Here is a 17094-nt window from a genome sequence, read left to right as displayed (position 1 = left end):
CCTGATCGGCTCCCAGGAACAGGCCCAGCTACGCACCGCGCTCGGGACCCGCGACGTGATCGCCACGGCCAAGGGCATCCTCATGCACCGCCACCACCGCACGGACGCGCAAGCGTTCACGATGCTGGTCGAGGCGTCCCAGCACGCCAACATAAAGCTGCACGACGTCGCTGCCTGGGTCGTCGCCGAAGCCAACAACACCGCCGCAGGCCACGACCAAAGAATGGAGGCCGCTCGGGTCACACGGGGCTGAAACCCGGAGGCCTTAACATCCCAACACCCGGTATTTCACAGGGCGCCAGGTCCGGGCTACCCCCCAATGGGTGCGCCGACCTCGCTAGAGGGGATCGTGGCCCTATCACACCAGTGGAGGCATAGCTGGCGACCCCGTGTTGCTACGAGGTGGCGAGTTCGTGGCGGCTGTGCTCGCGCAGCAGACCACAGGCCTGCCGTGGTTCGTCGGCGAAGCCCACACCGTCGTCCTCCAGGCACAAGAGGTCTTCACCGAGGTGGTGGACCTCCCCCGAGGGTGAGCTCGTTGTCCCGCTCGCCCTCGCGTTCGACCCACCGGCGCATCTGGCCCCTGTCCTGCCAGTCACCGCGGCGGTAGACCACCTCGACATCAGACTCGTCGTAGACCTTGTACAACTTCTTCTCCGTCATGCCCCCGGGTGATTTCAGGGGTGAGTTTCCGCCCCAGTTCGGAACGAGTTTTGGCCGCACTTCGCACTCCGGCCAGTTGATTCGGTGAACGAGTTTTGGCCCCACTTGTTGATCTTGTCCGTTGGTCTGGTCGACGGGGGCTGGGCGCGGGTGTGCGCGAGCCGGAAAGCGGGCGACGACCGGCAGGAGCGAGACGCAACGGCGATGCCAGCCAGAAATGTCGGTGCTCGGACCTAGTATGCAGAGCATGACGCGGTACATCGACAAGGATCTGTACGGTGCGGAGTTCCGCGAGTGCGACCTGACCGGGGCACGCCTGATCGGCGTCGTCATGCAGGATGCCGTGACCGACGGGCTCATCACCAACCTCGTGGTGAACGGCGTCGAAGTCACCGAGTACGTCGAGGCAGTGCTTGACCGGGATCATCCGGTGCGAGTGCTGATCCGCTCCGAGGACCCCGCCGATCTGCGCGAGGCATCACGTCAGCTCCATGCCGCCTGGCCGCCACGATCGAGCGAACGCCAGGTATCGAGCGCCGCAGCGTGAACGACGAGTGGTCGGCGGTGCAGACGATGCGCCACCTGGTCTTCGCCCACGACTCGTGGTTCCGCCGCTGCTGCCTGGGCTCGACGGAGCTGTTCACTCCGATGGGCATCGGGACGACCGTCGAGCCCTACCGTGGAGCGCATGGGCTTGACCTCTCCCTCGATCCGGCCCTCGACGAGATCGTGAGCGTGCGTGACGGACAGGCCCCGAGCTCGAGGCCTGGCTCGACGAGATCACCGCTGTCGCGAGGGACGGCATAATGATAAGCAAAAACGCATTAATCATTGTTGCAACGTTAATCACTGTCGCGGCTGCCTACTTTGCTTACGAAGCGGTGACACACCACAGTTACATATACGGATTAATATCCTTCTTTGCTGTCGCCTTAGCGGCTACCGCTGTGAGGAGCTATCTAAAGAACCAGCGACAATAGATAAAAGGTAAACCCGTCTTTGTCACCGTTAACGGAATATGGGCGAACGCCAAGACAAGGACGGGTTCCCTTGCCCCCATACGGCGGCAAGGGGACCCGTCCTTCGTCGTAACGTTCCTGATGTTGACGAAACCGGGGCGAGCCACAGGCCCCCGCACCGCGTCCTCGATCGGCGAGCTTGATGTAGCGGCGGCTGACTCGGCGCTAGCGCCTCCGGCCCAGCACAGCCCGCACGGCGGGTCACCTGAACCATCAATCTGAGCGATTCACGCGGGGCTTCTACCGTCTGCTCGCACGTGGGAACAACGCTCGGAGCGGCTCGTTGTATGAGGAAGCCCGCGCGGAGGTACTACGCTGGCAGGATGCCGCTGTTCTCTGACATTGATGGTCCGGCTCCTGAGGGGGCTGCCGAAGCGACGGTCGGGCAGGTCGTGGGTGAGCTGACCAGGCAGGCCCGTGCCGGGCATGTTGTGTACCTGACCGGGCCGGGTGATGATGACGTGGTGGCTGTCGCCCCGGTCGACGTGGTGAAGGCGGGGCTCGCCGCGTTGGGCCGCACCGAGGATGGCACCCGCCTCTAGATCAGTCTGCTGGTGTAACCGGCGTCGACGAGTCGCTGGTAGGCGGCGTTCACCTCATCGGGTACGTCCTGCTGGATGGCGAAACCCCGGCGGGCGTACTCAGTGATGCGTTGGGTGTCACCGACCAGCATGTTGATGACCCGGTCGATGTCGCCGATGCTGGCGATGTACTCGTCGAGTGGCAGTGGCCGTGATGAGCAGATCACCTCGACCTCGGGCCACACTTTGCGGCAGGTCGCGTACGCGCGGCGCTGCTGGTAGGGCCGGGAGATGAGCATGATCGAGGCGGGGTGTATGCCCGCGTCGGTGAGGACCTGGCGGCTGTGGGTGATGTTCTGGCTGGTGTTGGTCGCCTCGGTCTCGATCATGATCGCCTCGGTGGGGACGCCGAGGCTGACGGCGTGTTCGCGGTAGTGGACGGCTTCGCCGCGGGGGAAACGCTCGATCGTGGTCGGCGCGTTGGCGCCGGTGAACACGATGCGGTCGACCAGGCCCTGCTGGTACAGATCGGCGGTGTGGATCGCGACGCCGAGGTCGTGGGAGCCGAGCCCGATGCCGACGTCGCAGCGGCGCGGTTGGTGGCCCATGTCGTGATAGGCCCACAGGGTCTCGACGTCAGCTTGAAGGTCGGGCGGAAGCTGGTTGGTCGGCATGTCGGTGGACCTTACGGGCGGTGTGAGTCGGCGGCGTGCACGCCCATTCGGTAGGCGAGTTCGACCGCGCGGGTGGCTGGTCGGGGCAGTCTGATCATCTCTCGCACGAGGATGCGCGACAGTCGGTGGTAGCGAACCTGTTCGGGCGCGTCCTGTTCGGCCGCTAGCAGCACGTCGAGCGCGTCGTCGGTGCGGTTCCATCGGACGTAGGCGCGGGCGGTTTCGATGGCGTGCCGGGCTTGGCGCTCCACCGGCAGCCCGTGGGTGTTCACGCGGGGGCCGAGATGGACGGCCACCTGGACGTCGCCGAGTTCCATCGCCGTGGTCATCCGGTGGATCGTGACGTTGGTGGGCCCGAACGCCGTCCACAGGTGGTTCGCGTCGTGCCCCACCCGCGTGGCCGCTTGGTCGGCCTCGGCGAGGAAGGCCGTGGTGTCCGCCCGGTTGTCGCGCCGGGAGGAAGCCACCGCCCCAACCAGGTGCAGCATCCCGTACACCGACAGGTACTCCGGTGTGGCGGTGCCGAGGCCGGGTTCGAGCCGGTCGGCGGCGGCGCGGCTGAGCGCGACCGCTTGCTCGAACTCGCCGATGGACAGCAGGGCATGCGCCACCGACCGGTACAGCGACCCGATCATCAGGTCACTGCCACTGACGTGCGCTGCGGCCAGCCCGCGGCTGGCCGAGATCGACGCGAGATCAGCCTCGCCGAGTTTCGTCAGGAACGCCGTAGCCAGTTGGTGGGCGCTGGCGGCCAACGTGTGGGCGCGCACCCCGTCGTCGCTGGTGTGTCCGTAGTGCTGGCACGCGGTCTGGGTCTCGGTGATCAACAGGGGTAGCCGCTGGATGAGCCGGGCGTAGCGGGAGTTCTGGTAGTCGCCCCACTGCGTCGCGAGCTCCGCGGCAAGGGCGTCCAGGCGAGGTGGCTCACCGGGCTGCGGGCCAGCGAGGAACTGGCGATGGTCCATCAGCGCCACGCGCAGCGCCGGTATCGTCCGTCGGCCCGATTCGTCGGCCCCCGCCATCAGCACCGGCTCGCCGATCACATCGCCGAGCGCGACGTCCAAGGCATGCGCGAGACGCCGCAACACCGACAGCCGATCCAGCGGGAGCACGTCGTGCTCCACCTTGCGCAGCCAGTCCTCGCTGCGGCCGACCAGCCCTGCCAGAACCGCCTGGGTGAGCCCGCGCCGCTGCCGATAGAACGCCACGCGTTCCCCGATCGTCAGGTCATCGGTCATGCCTCGCATGGAGTACATCCTCCCACCCCCGTCGCCCACGACCCCAGAGAAATCCTCCCGGTCCCACCCCGCCAACACACCTAGCGTCCTCGTCCAGCGACAACACGCGACACAGGGCCGCGAACGTCGATCGTTCCGCCAACGAGCGAACCGGGAGTGATAGTGACCGCGATCAGGGACACGCAGACACAGCGCAACCATCCCTGCCGGCGTTCAATTGCTCGTTCGGCAGCCAATCAAGCTCCTGCCGTGCTGGCCGTGCCCCGACCGGCCAGCACGGCAGGTCCGACTATTGGGCTCGCCGGTGTTCTCCCGCGGGCCAGGGTGACCTTCCCAGTTGGCGGCCACCAGTGCCACCGGTACTGGATCGTCTGCGGGTACTACGAGTGCGTTCACGGTCATGTGGTGCCGATCCATGGCCGGGAGCGGACGACACGATGACCAACGAGATCATCTCCACGCCCGAACGGCATGCTGCGCTGCCACTCGTGAGCCGGGACTGGATCTGCGCAGTGAAGTCCGTGCTCCGAGACCGCGCCGACCAGGAACCCAACCCTTCCGGTTCATCGCCCGATCAGTGTGTCGTGAATGTGGTCATCGAGTTCGGCCAGGAAGTTCTCGGCTCGCCATGGACGCAGATCTCGTCGTGCCAGACGGATCCGCTGTGCGGGCACCCGGCCGCCCGTCGCCGCTGTGATGTCCACGGCTTCGTGCAAGAGATCGACACAGGCGAAGGGATCACCGAGACGCAGTCGCGCGAGGGCCAGGTCGGCGTTCACGATGCCTCGTTGCACCAAGTCCCCCGACAACCTCAACGCGCTGAGCGAGCGGTCGAGGCTTTGGTGGGCACGGCCCGCGTCGCCTATGTGGAGAGCGCAGAGTCCGTCGAAGCCGTTCAGGCGGTCGACGTTGAATCCGCCGTGAGGGTCGTCGACGGTCAGCTGATCGACGGTCTTCCACGCTCGGTCGAGTGCCTCGGTCGCTTCCCTGGCCTGGCCGCTCCGAGCACAGATCTCGGCGTGAACGGCGTGTGCGCGGGCTCGAATGGCGTAACTGGTGCCCCGGTGCGCATCGGCGGTCGCGGCACGGGCAATCTTCAGCGCCGCGTCCACGTTATTGGTTGCATGCAAGGCCACCATCGTGTGACTCGTCTGTACCGCCGCCCGGTGGCTACGGTCCTTGAGCCGTCCCGCGACCTCAGTGGCGTCCGCGTACAGGGCCATGGCGATCTCGTCGTCGCGGGTCTCGAAGGCCAGTCGCGCGGCAAGAGCATAGGTGTCGGTAGCCAGCAGCATCAGTTCGTCGTACGGACCAACGTGGTCGAACTGCAGGAGCCGACCGCAGGACTCGACGATCGGCGCAAGCTGGAGCTGAAGACGGACGAACGGGGTCGATCCGACCTGTCCATTGATGGCCGCAACAGCATCCTGCAGTTGGCTGAGCAGGTCAGGATCGAGCCGAGATGGATCGCGCTCAACAGCGGCGACGCTCGAATGGGTGGTAGGCGAGAGCACGGCCAACAGGTCTCGGCCCTCACCTCCCGCGCTCTGAGTGATCAGCTCAACGAGCTGTCGGATGCGTTGGGGTGGCGCTCCGAAATGGCGGAGTGCGTCGAGCAGCGCAGCGAAATCCGATCCGGTACCCAGCGCCAGGTCTCCGGATGGGGTTCGCGCATAGAGGTGGGCCAGGAGAAACTGGTAGCGATCGCCGGGACTGGTTCGGCTAGTGAGACTCTCCCACCTGGCGACGGTGCGCTGGATGCTCGCGACCTGCCTGTTCATCAGCGAGGTGACGGCGAGTTGGCGCGCAGTATCGCGCAAGCCTCGGGCGAGATCGGTCCAGGACCAGCCGCGTCTCTCGCGCAGCTGCCGCAGCAGGCGCACCCCGGTATCCCGATCAGTGGTCACGCCGCCCAGTACACCATCTCTCGAAAGTCAGACTGGCACGACCAGCCGGGGTTTACCCTGGTCGGCGGCGTAGTTCACGGTGTACCAAGTGCCGCTCGTCGAATCCGAGCCCTGCGGAAAACCGATTACGAAGCCGCTGCGGTCGACCATCCAGCGGTTGCGGGCATGATAGGCCGAGGAGCCGAGCTTTTCAGCGCGCAGCTCGACGACGCCTGCAAGCCGGCCGCCTCGTTGCCATCGATGGATGGCCTCGCCCGCGACAGCTGGTTGGTCGGCCACAGTGCACGGTACGACGACGGTCAGGGCGGCCTGTGTGTGTTCGGCCAACCAGTCCAATGCGGAGGTGTCGATTCCGGCGGCACCTCCGAGGTAGAAGGTGGCGTTCGGGTCGGCAAACGGCCGGAGGTAGTCGTCGAACAGGCCGGTCAACTGCGTCTCGGCCTGGGCAGTGATCGAGCGTGTGCCGGTGATCGTGACGTGTCGAGGCACGCTCGCGCGCTCCTTCGCGGATGTCATCGAATGTCATCTGCCCCCGTCGTACCTAGTCACGATCTCATGAACGCACCGGCTGCGACGAGGCTCCCCCGACCGCGTCGCAGCCGGTTGCCTGCCCAACGACGACCACGGTGACCGCGACCATGAGCCTGCTATCCACGATGAACCGCCTGACGACGAAGAAAAAGTGGTCGAGTGCGATTGACGACATGCTCCGACAGGTTGTCGACGAAGGATTCGCTTTCTACGTCTGCGGCGAGCGACGCGATCCGGTGGTCTTGGTTGCGGCCTACTACTGGAAGAGCTACGTCGACCTGCTCACCATCACCGAGCCGGACCGAGTGACCGCGGCGCGGGCCGTGCGCGAACCGGGCTTCGACGTCTTCGGTCCCCGCAAGGTGGTGTGGGCCTACGGCAACGAGGCTGAACCCACCCTTCGAGCACTGTTGAACCTTACACATCCTGACCACCCGGATCATCCGACCTGCCCACACGAGCCGCCACGCCTCATGATCGTGCCCGCTCACCTACAGCGACCGATGACATTCAAGGCACCCGATTCGTGGAAGGTCCAGAACCGCGTACAGCGCTTGGAAAGCGCGCTCGCGAGTGACCTCGCCAGCATGGAAGCGGCTGGCCTGCTGACGCGCGAGGAAGGCCCTCTCTGGTCTGGGCAAGGAGGCTTCGTCCTCCCAAGTGGCGCTCCAGACGGGGTGGTGTGACACGTGGGCGGGATACGCGAAGTGGTTGCCGTGATCGTCGCAGCCGACAGTCGGCTCGGCGGCGCCGTCCGAGCGATCGACGACCTGGCCGGACACTTACCGCCACCGGAAGAGCAGCGCACGTGCCCGCTCTGCTCGGTCCAGTCCTGGCCCTGCGCTCGGTTCGACGACGCAGCTCACCGCGTGCAGGCTGCTGGGCTACGACTCGACGACTTTGTACCGCCAGACCTGCACGAACGTCTCCGGCATTTGACCCGCCAACCACTGCCCAGACCATCAGCTCGGGGTCCGGGCGACTGGTTCGACCAGGGGCGACACGATCGATGACGCCTTCTCCACCCACCCGCAGTGCCACACGACAAGGAAGTCAGTTGAACGACATGGTCAAGCCCGTAGAGGGAAACAACGAGGCCGACAGTTCCGAGCGCGTCGCCCACCTGCGCACAAAGATGGTCGATGACCTGATCGCCGAGGGCACGATCGTGTCCGCGCAAGTCGAGGCCGCGATGCGCAAGGTTCCACGCGAACGGTTCGCGCCTGGTGTGGACCTGGAGGAGGTCTACCAGCTGTACAACGGCGTGGTTACCAAGCGCGACGAGTCCGGGAACTCAGTCAGCTCGGTGTCCGCGCCGCAGGTGCAAGCACACATGCTGCAACAGGCGGAGATAACCGAAGGCATGCGGGTCCTGGAGATTGGGTCCGGCGGGTACAACGCCGCACTGATCGCCGAGCTCGTCGGTCCCGCGGGGCGCGTCACCACGGTCGATATTGACCAGGACATCACCGATCGAGCCAGCCGCTTCCTCGGGGAGACGGGGTATTCGCAGGTGAACGTCGTATTCTCCGATGCCGAGGCTGGCGTCACTGAACAGGCCCCGTACGACCGGATCCTGGTCACCGTCAACACGTGGGACGTGCCGCCGGCCTGGGTGGAACAGCTCGCACCGACCGGACTACTCGTGGTTCCCTTGCAGGTCAGGGGGCTGTCGCGGACGATCGCGTTCGAGAAAGCAGACGAGTGCCTGGTCAGCCGATCTGCGCGCCTGTTCGGTTTCGTGTCGATGCGCGGTGCCGGGGCGCACCAGAGCAAGCTGCTGGTCATGCGCGGGGGCGAGGTCACCCTGCGCCTCGACGATGACTTCCCCGTTGATCCCACCGAGCTGGAGGGCGTTCTGGACACGCCGCGGGTGGAGGTCTGGAGCGGTGCCAGCATCGGCCGGTTCGAGCCGTGGGCCGGCACCCAGATGTGGCTCGCTACGGCGCTGTCCGGTTTCTGTCGCGTGATCTTGGACAAGAAGCTGGACAGCGGCCTGATTTCCCCGCCCGGAAGCCACTCAGCCGCGATGGCTGTTGTCGACGGCGGCAATCTTGCCTACGTCACGACGCGCAGCAGCACGGTCAATGAGTCTGCCGTCGAGTTCGGCGTCCACGCCTTCGGACCCGACGCGGAACGGCTCGCCGAGGACGTGGCTGAGCAGCTCCGCATCTGGGAGCGGGATCACCGCAATGGACCCGGCCCCCAGTTCCGCGTCTACCCGGCGGGCACCGCTGACGACCTGATGCCTGCAGGGCGTGTCGTCGACAAGAAGCACAGCCGGATCACGATCTCCTGGCCACATGCGGCTAACGCTGCGGCCGGTCGGAGTGCCCTGCAAGAAAACACCAAGTAAGGAGAGTGACCCACATGTCCGAGGTCCTGTTTTCGGGTGGCGCCACCGCGTTGGCAGAACGGCCCGTTGCGGATGATGACGAGTTCGCGCTGGATGTACGGGTCGTCGTGGCCTATGCCCCTGTCATGGGGGACTGCCCGACGGACGACGGGTGCGGCAACACCTGCGCGGGCAACGACAGCGCCTGCAACTCGTTCGCAGACGATCCGTCCTGACCCACGGGGTGCTGCCGGTGCGCTACGGCGCACCAGCAGCACCCCTGCGGTCGCATCGTCACAGGAGGCGAGACAGTGCCATCAAGATCATCCGCGGTATACGTGCCTGGCGGTGCGGCCGTGCTCCGCGCCAGCACCGACCCCAGCGGGTTGGATCTGCCTAGTGCCCTGGATTTGTACGGCGATGGTGGGATCGAGCGCGGCATAGCGTGGTTGACGATGCAGTGGCAGCGGGCGGATGTTCGGACCGCCGTGGGTTACGCGAGTCCGGCCCTATCCCGCCAGATCGACGAGATGGTGGCCGCCGGTAGTCGTGATCTCCGAGCGGTTCGTCGAGTGGTCATCTCCCTGGCGTCCTACCTCCTTCGCTGGCAGCAGCGCCCCACCCCGTTCGGGCTCTTTGCCGGGGTCGGCTTGGCTCGGATCGGTGCTGCGGCCAAGGTGCGTTGGGGCTTCGAGCATCGAGTTGCCGTTCGTGCGGACGCGGCCTGGCTCGGTGATGTCATCACACGTCTGCATCAATGTGTGCCGCTATTGGAGCGGATATCCGTGGTCGTCAACAACGCGGGCAGTGTTCGCGGTGATCGGTTCGTTGCACCAGGGTCACCTCCGGACGGAGCGGGCCAAGAGTTGGCGCCGATCGAGGTGTCCATAGGTCTGGGCCGACCAGTCCGAGCCGCAGTCGAAGCAGCCCAGAAACCTGTGCGATTCGGTGCTCTCCGCGAACAGATCATGGCCCGATTTCCAGCGGCGACTAGACAGTCGGTCGACACCATGCTGACGGGGCTGCTCGACGAAGGGATCCTGATCAGCAGCTTGTCCGCGCCGATGACGTGCCAGGACCCGCTAGACCACGTCTGCACAAAGCTGGAGGCCGTCGAGGCCAAGACAATCCCCGAGGTCACGCATACCGTGCGCGAACTCACGACTATCCGCGAGCAACTGGCCGGAGAAGCCGTCGCCGTGACTGAAACCGAAGTCACAAGACGGATGCAGGCGTTGAGCGCCGTCGCGGACATGCCTCTCCTTGCCGACACGATCTTGGATTGTGACGTCGAAATACCAGAGCAGGTGGCTCAGGAGGCGCGCGACGCCGTCCGAGTCCTGTATCGCCTTTCCCCATATCCGTTGGGGTATCCGGCCTGGCGCGACTACCACTCGCGATTCCGCGCACGCTACGGAATCGGTGCGCTCGTGCAAGTCCTGGAGTTGGTCGCCGACAGCGGACTCGGCCTCCCGGCTGGCTTCCTTGGCTCCTCGCGCGGGCGCACCGCTCATCAGATGAGCGAACGCGACGAAAAGCTCCTCGCGATGATCCAGCGAGCGACAGTGGACGGCACTGGCGAAATCGTCCTGACCGATCAGGCGATTGAGGACCTCACGGCCAGCGATCCCGCTGACCTGCACCTGCCCGCTCGTGTCGAGGTGGCGGTCGAGATCCACTCCAATGGTGTAGAAGCGTTGTCTCGCGGCCGGTTCACGTTGGCGGTGACTGGAACGCCAAGGCCAGGCAGCAGCATGGCTGGCCGCCATGCACACTTGCTGCCCGACGACGGCCGCGACGCGGTCGCCGCCTCCTTCACCGCAGCCGAGCCCGGCACCGTTGCCGCCCAGTTGTCGTTTACACCACGGAAGCGCCGCAACGAGAACGTCGCACGGACCGAGCAGTTGCTGCCCCACGTCATTCCCGTTGCCGAGCACCATGAGCGGGACGAGCACCTGATCAACCTGACAGACCTCGCCGTCACGGCGGACGACCGTCGGTTCTACCTTGTCCAGATATCCACCGGCCAGCGCGTCGAGCCGCGCGTGACCCACGCTCTGGAGGCCGGCGTCCACACTCCACCTCTGGCCCGATTCCTCGCCGAGATCACCACCGCCCGAGCTTCGGTGTACAAGGCGTTTCACTTCGGGGCCGCCGCCAGGCTCCCGTATCTTCCCCGAGTTCGATACCGACGAACCATACTGTCCCCGGCGCGCTGGCTGCTGGCGGCCGGCGACCTACCTGGCCGCCGTGCCTCGTTCGCTGTATGGGAGGCCGGGCTGGACGCATGGCGACAGCAATCGCGTGTCCCCGCCTGTGTCGCCCTGGTCGAACTGGACCGGAGACAGCCAGTGGACCTGAACCACCCGTTGCACCGACTCCTGCTGCGGACGCGCCTGGACCGCGGAGGCCGACTCGAACTGCGCGAAACCTCGGGACCGGCGGACATTGCCTGGCTTGGCCGAGCTCACGAGCTTCTCATCCCCCTGGTCCTGGATTCCGCTGCCGCTGCAAGCCGGTCATCATCGATCGCAGTTCCACAGCAGGTTGTGGCCAGCGACGCCAGCCACCTGCCAGGAGATTCGCCCATTCTGTGCGCGCAGATCTACGGACACCCAGACCGCTTCGATGAAGTTCTCACGGAGCGACTTCCCAGCTTGCTCGGAGCCTTCGGCGATGTCGCACTGAACTGGTGGTTCCGCCGCCATCGCCAGATGAGCCGTCCCGATGACGATCAGTACCTGGTCCTTTACCTGCGCCTGCCTCAGTCATCCGCCTATGGCTCGGCTGCCGAACGCCTTGTCGAGTGGGCGAGCACGCTGCGCAGCGAACGCTTGCTGTCGCATGTCGCGCTGACCACACACGAGCCCCAGACAGGGCGCTACGGTCACGGTTCCGCATTGGAGCGCGCGTACGACCTGTTTGCGGCCGACTCCGCGGCTGCTCTCGCACAGATCGCCTTGACTATCCGAACCGGGACGCACCGACAGGCGGTGGCAGCTGCCAGTTTCGTCGACGTCGCCGTGAACTTCGCCGGGTCGGTCCAGAGCGGGTTGGATTGGCTGCTCCGTGAACTTCGTCAACAGCACGGGCGGCTGCAGCCGGCGCTCCGCGACCGAGCGCTGGAGCTGACTGACCCGGAGGCCGTATGGACGTCGTTGCGTTCCGTGTCGGGCGGGGAGAAAGTCGTGACTGCCTGGCAGCGGCGCGCCGTTGCACTCGCGGCCTATCGAGTAGCCCTGGCCGAGCAGCGTGATCCACTGACGGTGCTGCCGTCTCTCCTGCACCTGCACCACATTCGTGCAGTCGGAGTCGATCCGGCGCTTGAACGCGTCACAGGCCGTTTGGCTCGGGCTTCCGCGCGCCGCGCCGCTGCTCGCCGCGGGGAGATTTAGGTTGGCTACCACGGCGATCGCGCTGGCCGATCTCGCCCAGCGGCATGCCAACAATTTGGCACTGCCGGGACCATGCCCAGAGGACAAACCCTGGGCCGATCAATCTCTCTCCAAGGGCACCGCCGGAATGGCGCTGCTGCACATCGAACGTGCTCTCATCGGTCGCGGAACCTGGCGCGAGGCACACCTTTGGGTCACCAAGGCTGTCGCCGGTCGAGTCAGCGCCACGGATACTTCCGGCCTTTATCTCGGGGCTCCGGCAGTCGCGTTCATGCTGGACGCTGCGGCGACTGGTGCCAGCGGTCGCTACCAAGAGGCTCTCGCGGATGTCGACGGTCACGTGGTCGCGCTCTCTCACCGGCGCGCCGAAGCTGCGCTAGCACGCATCAAGGCGGGCGAGTTCCCTGGATTCCGCGAGTACGACGTGTTCTTTGGTTTGAGCGGCCTCGGCGCATTGCTCCTGCGTCGCGCCTCCGATAGCAGCGCGATGGAGCGCGTCCTGGACTACCTCGTTGCCCTGGCCAGGCCACGTCAGGTCGATGGCGATGTACTGCCTGGCTGGTGGGTCGGCCACGATCCCCACCGTCGAATCTCCGCCTCCTATCAGGAGGGCCACGGCAATTTCGGTCTTGCCCACGGCATCACCGGCCCTCTGGCCTTGCTTAGCCAGGCTATGCGGCGAGGGATCATCGTTGACGGTCAGCACGAGGCGATCATCACCATCTGCGAATGGCTCGATTCGTGGCAGCAGGAGGGCGCGGCCGGTCCCTGGTGGCCTGAATGGATCACCCTGGCAGAGCTGCGTACCGGCCAGCCTCACCAGTCGGGGCCGGCGCGCCCCAGTTGGTGCTACGGCACGCCTGGAATCGCCCGTGCCGGCCAACTCGCTGGCATCGCCACCGGTGACGCCCACCGGCAGCGGATGTACGAACAGGCGCTGATTCGCTGCCTCGACGACCCTGAGCAGCTAGCTCGGATCACCGACGGCGGCCTGTGCCACGGTTGGGCCGGGCTGTACCAAACCGTCTGGCGATCGGCCCAGGACGCTGGAACATCCGCGTTTGACGAATACCTTCCGCCTCTGGCCGCGCACCTGGGTCAACACACTCGCCACGGGCCAGTGGCGAAGCGCGGCTTCCTCGAAGGCACAGCAGGAACAGCTCTTGCCCTGCATACCGCCGTGTACAACACCACGCCGACTTCGGGATGGGACGCATGTCTACTCATCGACTGACACCGCGAGAGGTAGAACTGCGAAGCAGTGATGCCGACGAGTCCGCGGTTGCGCAGGGCGCGGAGTACGGGGTTCTTCTGGTACTGGCCGGGGCTTCCTTGAATGAAGCCGCAGCAGCCATTCACGTCGAACCCGCGGACCTGGCCGAGGCCGTCGAGGTCTATCGGAAAGCTGGACGACACGCCCTCGAACGGCAGGCAGCTTCGGACTGGTGGCAGATCTACATCGAGTTCATCGATTGGAGCACGGCCGAACAGTCAGCAGCCGACACCATCGCGCCGCTGTTGCACCGAGCTGGAGAGGACGGCCTCGTCACGAAGTGGTGGTTCATGAGGAAACACCCCTGCTGGCGACTACGGATTCACCCAGGGCGGGACGGACACGCGATGCGGGACCATCTCGGGGCCGCACTCGATGAACTCGCAGCCGACGACCGCATTGCCCAATGGTGGCCCGGCACCTATGAGGCCGAGATGCAAGCTTTTGGTAACTGGACGGGCATGGAGGCTGCCCACGATCTATTCTATGAGGACAGCCGCGCCGTCATGCACCTTGCTCACAACGGCGGCGGCGGGCTGGGCCGACGCGAACTGTCGCTGCTGCTGTGCAACACCCTGATGCGCGCGGCGGGACTGGAGTGGTACGAGCAGGGCGACGTCTGGCACCGGATCGCTCAGGAACGCCCACTGCCAGAGGATGTCTCTGCCGCGAATCTGACCGCCATGGCCAGCGATCTCAAACAGTTGTTGCTCGCGAACACAGCTCCTGGCGGGCCGCTGCTACGCGCAGAAGGTCCCCTGGCCTCATCCGCAGACTGGGCCAGCGCCTTCCGACAGGCCGGCCGGACCCTGGGGTCCGCGGCCCGTACGGGGACGCTGCAGCGCGGCCTTCGTGAGGTTCTGAGCTACCTGATCATCTTCCACTGGAACCGCCTTGGGTTGCCAGCTCGAACACAGAGCATTCTCGCGTGGGCGACGCGCACCGTCATCCTTGGTCTGCCCGGACATGTGCCGCCCAACCCGACATTGAGTGGTGGACCTACCTCTGGGACAACAGCACCGCCATTGGCGGCCCGAGCGAACGAAGGCGTAGCCGAACGAGCACTGGCCCGATTTCCGCTTGTGTCGCAGCGCCGCTTTCCCTGTCCTGATCTGGAAACCCAGGTGCGCAACGTGCGCGAGTGCGCAAACTCCTGCCAGGAGTCAACCACTGTCGAAGAGCGGATGAACCGCGCCTGCACCGTCTGGAATCTGTCCGCGCGCATCGCGGCCGAATGCGGTATGCCCGACGTCGCCATCAGCCTATGTCGACGACAGTTCCGAATTTTCCGAGCAGCGTCACCACTGTCGGCCGGTTCTGCCATCGCTTCGCTCCAGCCAGTGGTGAACCTCGCCCGACTGACCAGGCGGGCAGGTGACAACCAAGGCGCCTACCGCGAGCTCGAAGCGATCAACCACGCCGTCCGTAATGGTGGTGCGGCCGTGATCCACGGTGACTTGGTCGACTTCGACGGCCTAATCGCGGACCGCTCGTCCGAAGTAGACAACTGGCTTCGGCAGGTTATGCGTGAGGATGGAACCCGCGCGCTTGTCGCAGCCGGCCAGTGGACGAACGCCGCAGCGCATGCCGAGAAGTACGACGAAACCAGAAATCAGTTCCGCGAAGCCCGCCAGACACGCGCCATCGCTCTTGCCCTTAACGGGAAAGCCAACTTGGCGCTCAAACTTATCGACAACACCGCCAAAAGCGATGCTTGGGAGTACGCCGGGGCAGCGTGCCTGCGCAGCTACCTGCTTCTTCAGGAGCGCAGCATCGGTGCAGGTGACGTGATAGGCATGCTTAACGATGTTCGGCATGTCTGCGGGGCATCGCACCGACCCACGGGGTTATTCCGGATCCGGCTCGGGTTGACCGCGGCAGACCTTGCTGTTGCGGCACAAGGAGATGCAGGGCTTCTCTGCGCCGAGCTGATCGAGAAGGCTGAACGATCGGCAGATGCATTCATGGCGCGCGAGGTGCTGGCACACCCAGAATGCCAAACGCTGGCTACACCCAAGCAGAGCGAAACCTTGGGCCTGCTCGTCGAGCGAGCAGGTTTTGACTCGGGGCAGGTCCCCGCGGTGGTGATGGACGACCTCATGTCATCCGTACACACTGCCGAAACCGTCCTGATCGCGAATCTCGGCGTCACAGCCAGCCGACTGGGGCCGATCCGTGACTGAACCTGAACACGGTCTAGATCGAGGGCTTGCCTTGCCACACCTCCACCGTACCGACCGGTCTGCTCGACGAGCTGCGCAATTTCTATCGGCGTGAACCGAGCCTGCTCGCCGACGACCTTCCGGGCCTGCGGCTCCTTTGACCGGGGTCGGAACAATCGTGTCTTCGCCTGGGACGGCCCGGACTGCGAGGTCTGCCTCAAGCTGTACCGCACCGACAAACGCGACCGCGCGGCTTGCGAGTAACAGGCCCTCGCACATGTCGCGGCCTGCGGAGTCACCGCTGCTCCACAGCCGCTGTGACACAACCCCGACCCCGAACTGCCTGCAGTCGCGATGACCATTTTCGCCGGTCGGCCGGTGCCCGACCTCGCCGAGTCCACCACCGCACTTTGGGCCATGGTCGCGATTCTCGACCAACTCCGGGAGAGCCCACTCGGACCGTTCGCTGACACGCCGCGCGTCGATTCACCCGCAAATTACAAGAATCGGGTCACCGAGGTCTGGCCGGGCCAGCTCGACGAGTGCGAGGACGAGCCGCTTACCGCTGACATGCAATTGATGCTCGGCCCCTGGTACGAACGAGGCGACACCGCGGTGCTCGCCGATCGGCGCCGAGGATCGTTTCTCGCGGCGACTCTAACCTGTTCAACTGGCTCTGGGGCGAGCCGAACGTCCACGTCGTCGACTGGGAGTTCATCGGTCACAGCGACACCGTCTATGACGCCGCCGAGTTGGTCGAACACCTCAGCGCCCGCGTCATCGACGATGAGTGGCGAGTCGCGCTACTGCCGGACCACGGAATCGTCGACGACACGGCACGTCGCCGTTTTCTGGCCGCACAGCGAACCGTTGCGCTCAGCTTGCTGTGGAAGCGTGGAGACAAGCGAGCCGATGATGTCGAGTTTCAGGTCAAGTGGGTCCGTGAGCTGATGAACAGCAGCTTCCTGTGACACACCTGGCTTCAGTGTCGCCTCATGTGCGCTATCCCGACGGGCCAGTGCCGTGAACGCCCTGCCAATCCCGCGCTTGCCGCCCAGCCCGCTGTTCAGTGCCTCGACCTCGGCAGGTTGCCGTTCCCCGCGCCAGACACCCGAGTACGAGGCACTGACCGAATACTTGCCATGTGTGGGTGAGCTCGACGCCCCCAGGTGTGATGTGACGGCCAACGCCAAGAGTGTCGAGGATGAGCAGGCGGCAGCTGCCATCGCTGCACGACCTCAGCCCCACCCCAGCCTTGACCTCCTCGCTCGAGTCCTACAGGGCCTAATACTGCAACGGCAGTTAAGGAAGTGGGTAGCCGCGGCGTTTGTAGTGGCTGAGGCGGGCTTGGTGTTGTCGTCGGCGGCGGAAGCGTG

The 17094-nt window shown here is 65.4% G+C and carries 17 protein-coding genes; 12 read left to right on the top strand and 5 right to left on the bottom strand.

Annotated elements, in window-relative coordinates:
• The coding region (locus BM199_RS32690) for an ANTAR domain-containing protein (protein ID WP_143101998.1) at window positions 1-253 on the top strand (253 nt) is incomplete at its 5' end.
• 248 nt (window positions 254-501) lie between these two features.
• Here the strand turns inward: BM199_RS32690 and BM199_RS34155 are convergent.
• Window positions 502-663, bottom strand: coding sequence for a hypothetical protein (locus tag BM199_RS34155; RefSeq protein ID WP_170160677.1), 162 nt, complete (start codon window positions 661-663; stop codon window positions 502-504).
• Window positions 664-910: 247 nt separating this feature from the next.
• On the opposite strand from BM199_RS34155, the gene BM199_RS34360 reads away from it, so the two are divergent.
• From BM199_RS34360 to BM199_RS32680, 3 genes are all read left to right on the top strand, one after another.
• Window positions 911-1210 (top strand): pentapeptide repeat-containing protein, encoded by a 300-nt coding sequence (locus tag BM199_RS34360; RefSeq protein WP_197684729.1) that lies wholly within the window; start codon window positions 911-913, stop codon window positions 1208-1210.
• Entirely contained in the window at window positions 1207-1470 is a 264-nt protein-coding gene (locus BM199_RS34355; RefSeq protein ID WP_197684730.1) for a hypothetical protein, read from the top strand. The genes BM199_RS34360 and BM199_RS34355 overlap by 4 nt, the downstream gene beginning before the upstream one ends.
• Before the next feature lie 535 nt (window positions 1471-2005).
• Window positions 2006-2224, top strand: coding sequence for a hypothetical protein (locus BM199_RS32680; protein ID WP_072029921.1), 219 nt, complete (start codon window positions 2006-2008; stop codon window positions 2222-2224).
• Here the strand turns inward: BM199_RS32680 and BM199_RS32675 are convergent.
• The 4 genes from BM199_RS32675 to BM199_RS32660 all read right to left on the bottom strand — a co-directional run bounded on the left by BM199_RS32675 (window position 2221) and on the right by BM199_RS32660 (window position 6511).
• Window positions 2221-2877 (bottom strand): YdcF family protein, encoded by a 657-nt coding sequence (locus BM199_RS32675; protein ID WP_043828850.1) that lies wholly within the window; start codon window positions 2875-2877, stop codon window positions 2221-2223. The two genes, BM199_RS32680 and BM199_RS32675, sit on opposite strands and share 4 nt — an antisense overlap.
• 11 nt (window positions 2878-2888) lie before the next feature.
• Window positions 2889-4133 carry a helix-turn-helix domain-containing protein gene (locus BM199_RS32670; protein WP_245789020.1) on the bottom strand — a complete coding sequence of 415 codons (1245 nt, stop codon included), beginning with the start codon at window positions 4131-4133 and terminating at the stop codon, window positions 2889-2891.
• 545 nt (window positions 4134-4678) lie between these two features.
• Window positions 4679-6022 carry an NsdA family TPR-like regulatory protein gene (locus BM199_RS32665; protein ID WP_081684720.1) on the bottom strand — a complete coding sequence of 448 codons (1344 nt, stop codon included), beginning with the start codon at window positions 6020-6022 and terminating at the stop codon, window positions 4679-4681.
• A gap of 27 nt (window positions 6023-6049) precedes the next feature.
• A complete protein-coding gene (locus BM199_RS32660) occupies window positions 6050-6511 on the bottom strand; it encodes a DNA-processing protein DprA (RefSeq protein ID WP_043828848.1) in 462 nt (153 codons plus the stop codon).
• Between the two features lie 137 nt (window positions 6512-6648).
• Here BM199_RS32660 and BM199_RS32655 point away from each other — a divergent pair, with 137 nt between their 5' ends.
• From BM199_RS32655 to BM199_RS34350, 8 genes are all read left to right on the top strand, one after another.
• Window positions 6649-7239, top strand: a complete 591-nt coding sequence (locus tag BM199_RS32655; protein ID WP_112285791.1) for a hypothetical protein — start codon at window positions 6649-6651, stop codon at window positions 7237-7239.
• A gap of 380 nt (window positions 7240-7619) precedes the next feature.
• The gene (fxlM, locus tag BM199_RS32650) at window positions 7620-8909 is read left to right on the top strand and encodes a methyltransferase, FxLD system (protein WP_043828846.1); all 1290 of its coding nucleotides are present in this window, start codon (window positions 7620-7622) and stop codon (window positions 8907-8909) included.
• Between the two features lie 14 nt (window positions 8910-8923).
• Entirely contained in the window at window positions 8924-9124 is a 201-nt protein-coding gene (locus BM199_RS32645; protein ID WP_043828845.1) for an FxLD family lanthipeptide, read from the top strand.
• A gap of 120 nt (window positions 9125-9244) precedes the next feature.
• Entirely contained in the window at window positions 9245-12283 is a 3039-nt protein-coding gene (locus BM199_RS32640; RefSeq protein ID WP_197684732.1) for a lantibiotic dehydratase, read from the top strand.
• Between the two features lies 1 nt (window position 12284).
• A complete protein-coding gene (locus tag BM199_RS32635; protein ID WP_081685171.1) occupies window positions 12285-13517 on the top strand; it encodes a lanthionine synthetase C family protein in 1233 nt (410 codons plus the stop codon).
• Window positions 13499-15739, top strand: a complete 2241-nt coding sequence (locus tag BM199_RS32630; protein WP_081685170.1) for a thiopeptide-type bacteriocin biosynthesis protein — start codon at window positions 13499-13501, stop codon at window positions 15737-15739. The genes BM199_RS32635 and BM199_RS32630 overlap by 19 nt, the downstream gene beginning before the upstream one ends.
• A gap of 554 nt (window positions 15740-16293) precedes the next feature.
• Window positions 16294-16689 carry a phosphotransferase gene (locus tag BM199_RS33645; RefSeq protein ID WP_106961562.1) on the top strand — a complete coding sequence of 132 codons (396 nt, stop codon included), beginning with the start codon at window positions 16294-16296 and terminating at the stop codon, window positions 16687-16689.
• 175 nt (window positions 16690-16864) lie between these two features.
• A partial coding sequence (locus BM199_RS34350) for a hypothetical protein (RefSeq protein ID WP_218160491.1) occupies window positions 16865-17094 on the top strand: 230 nt, incomplete at its 3' end.

The sequence above is a fragment of the Amycolatopsis marina genome (genome assembly GCF_900111885.1).
In the GTDB taxonomy this organism is placed as follows: domain Bacteria; phylum Actinomycetota; class Actinomycetes; order Mycobacteriales; family Pseudonocardiaceae; genus Amycolatopsis; species Amycolatopsis marina.
This window is presented reverse-complemented; position numbering and strand designations above follow the sequence as displayed.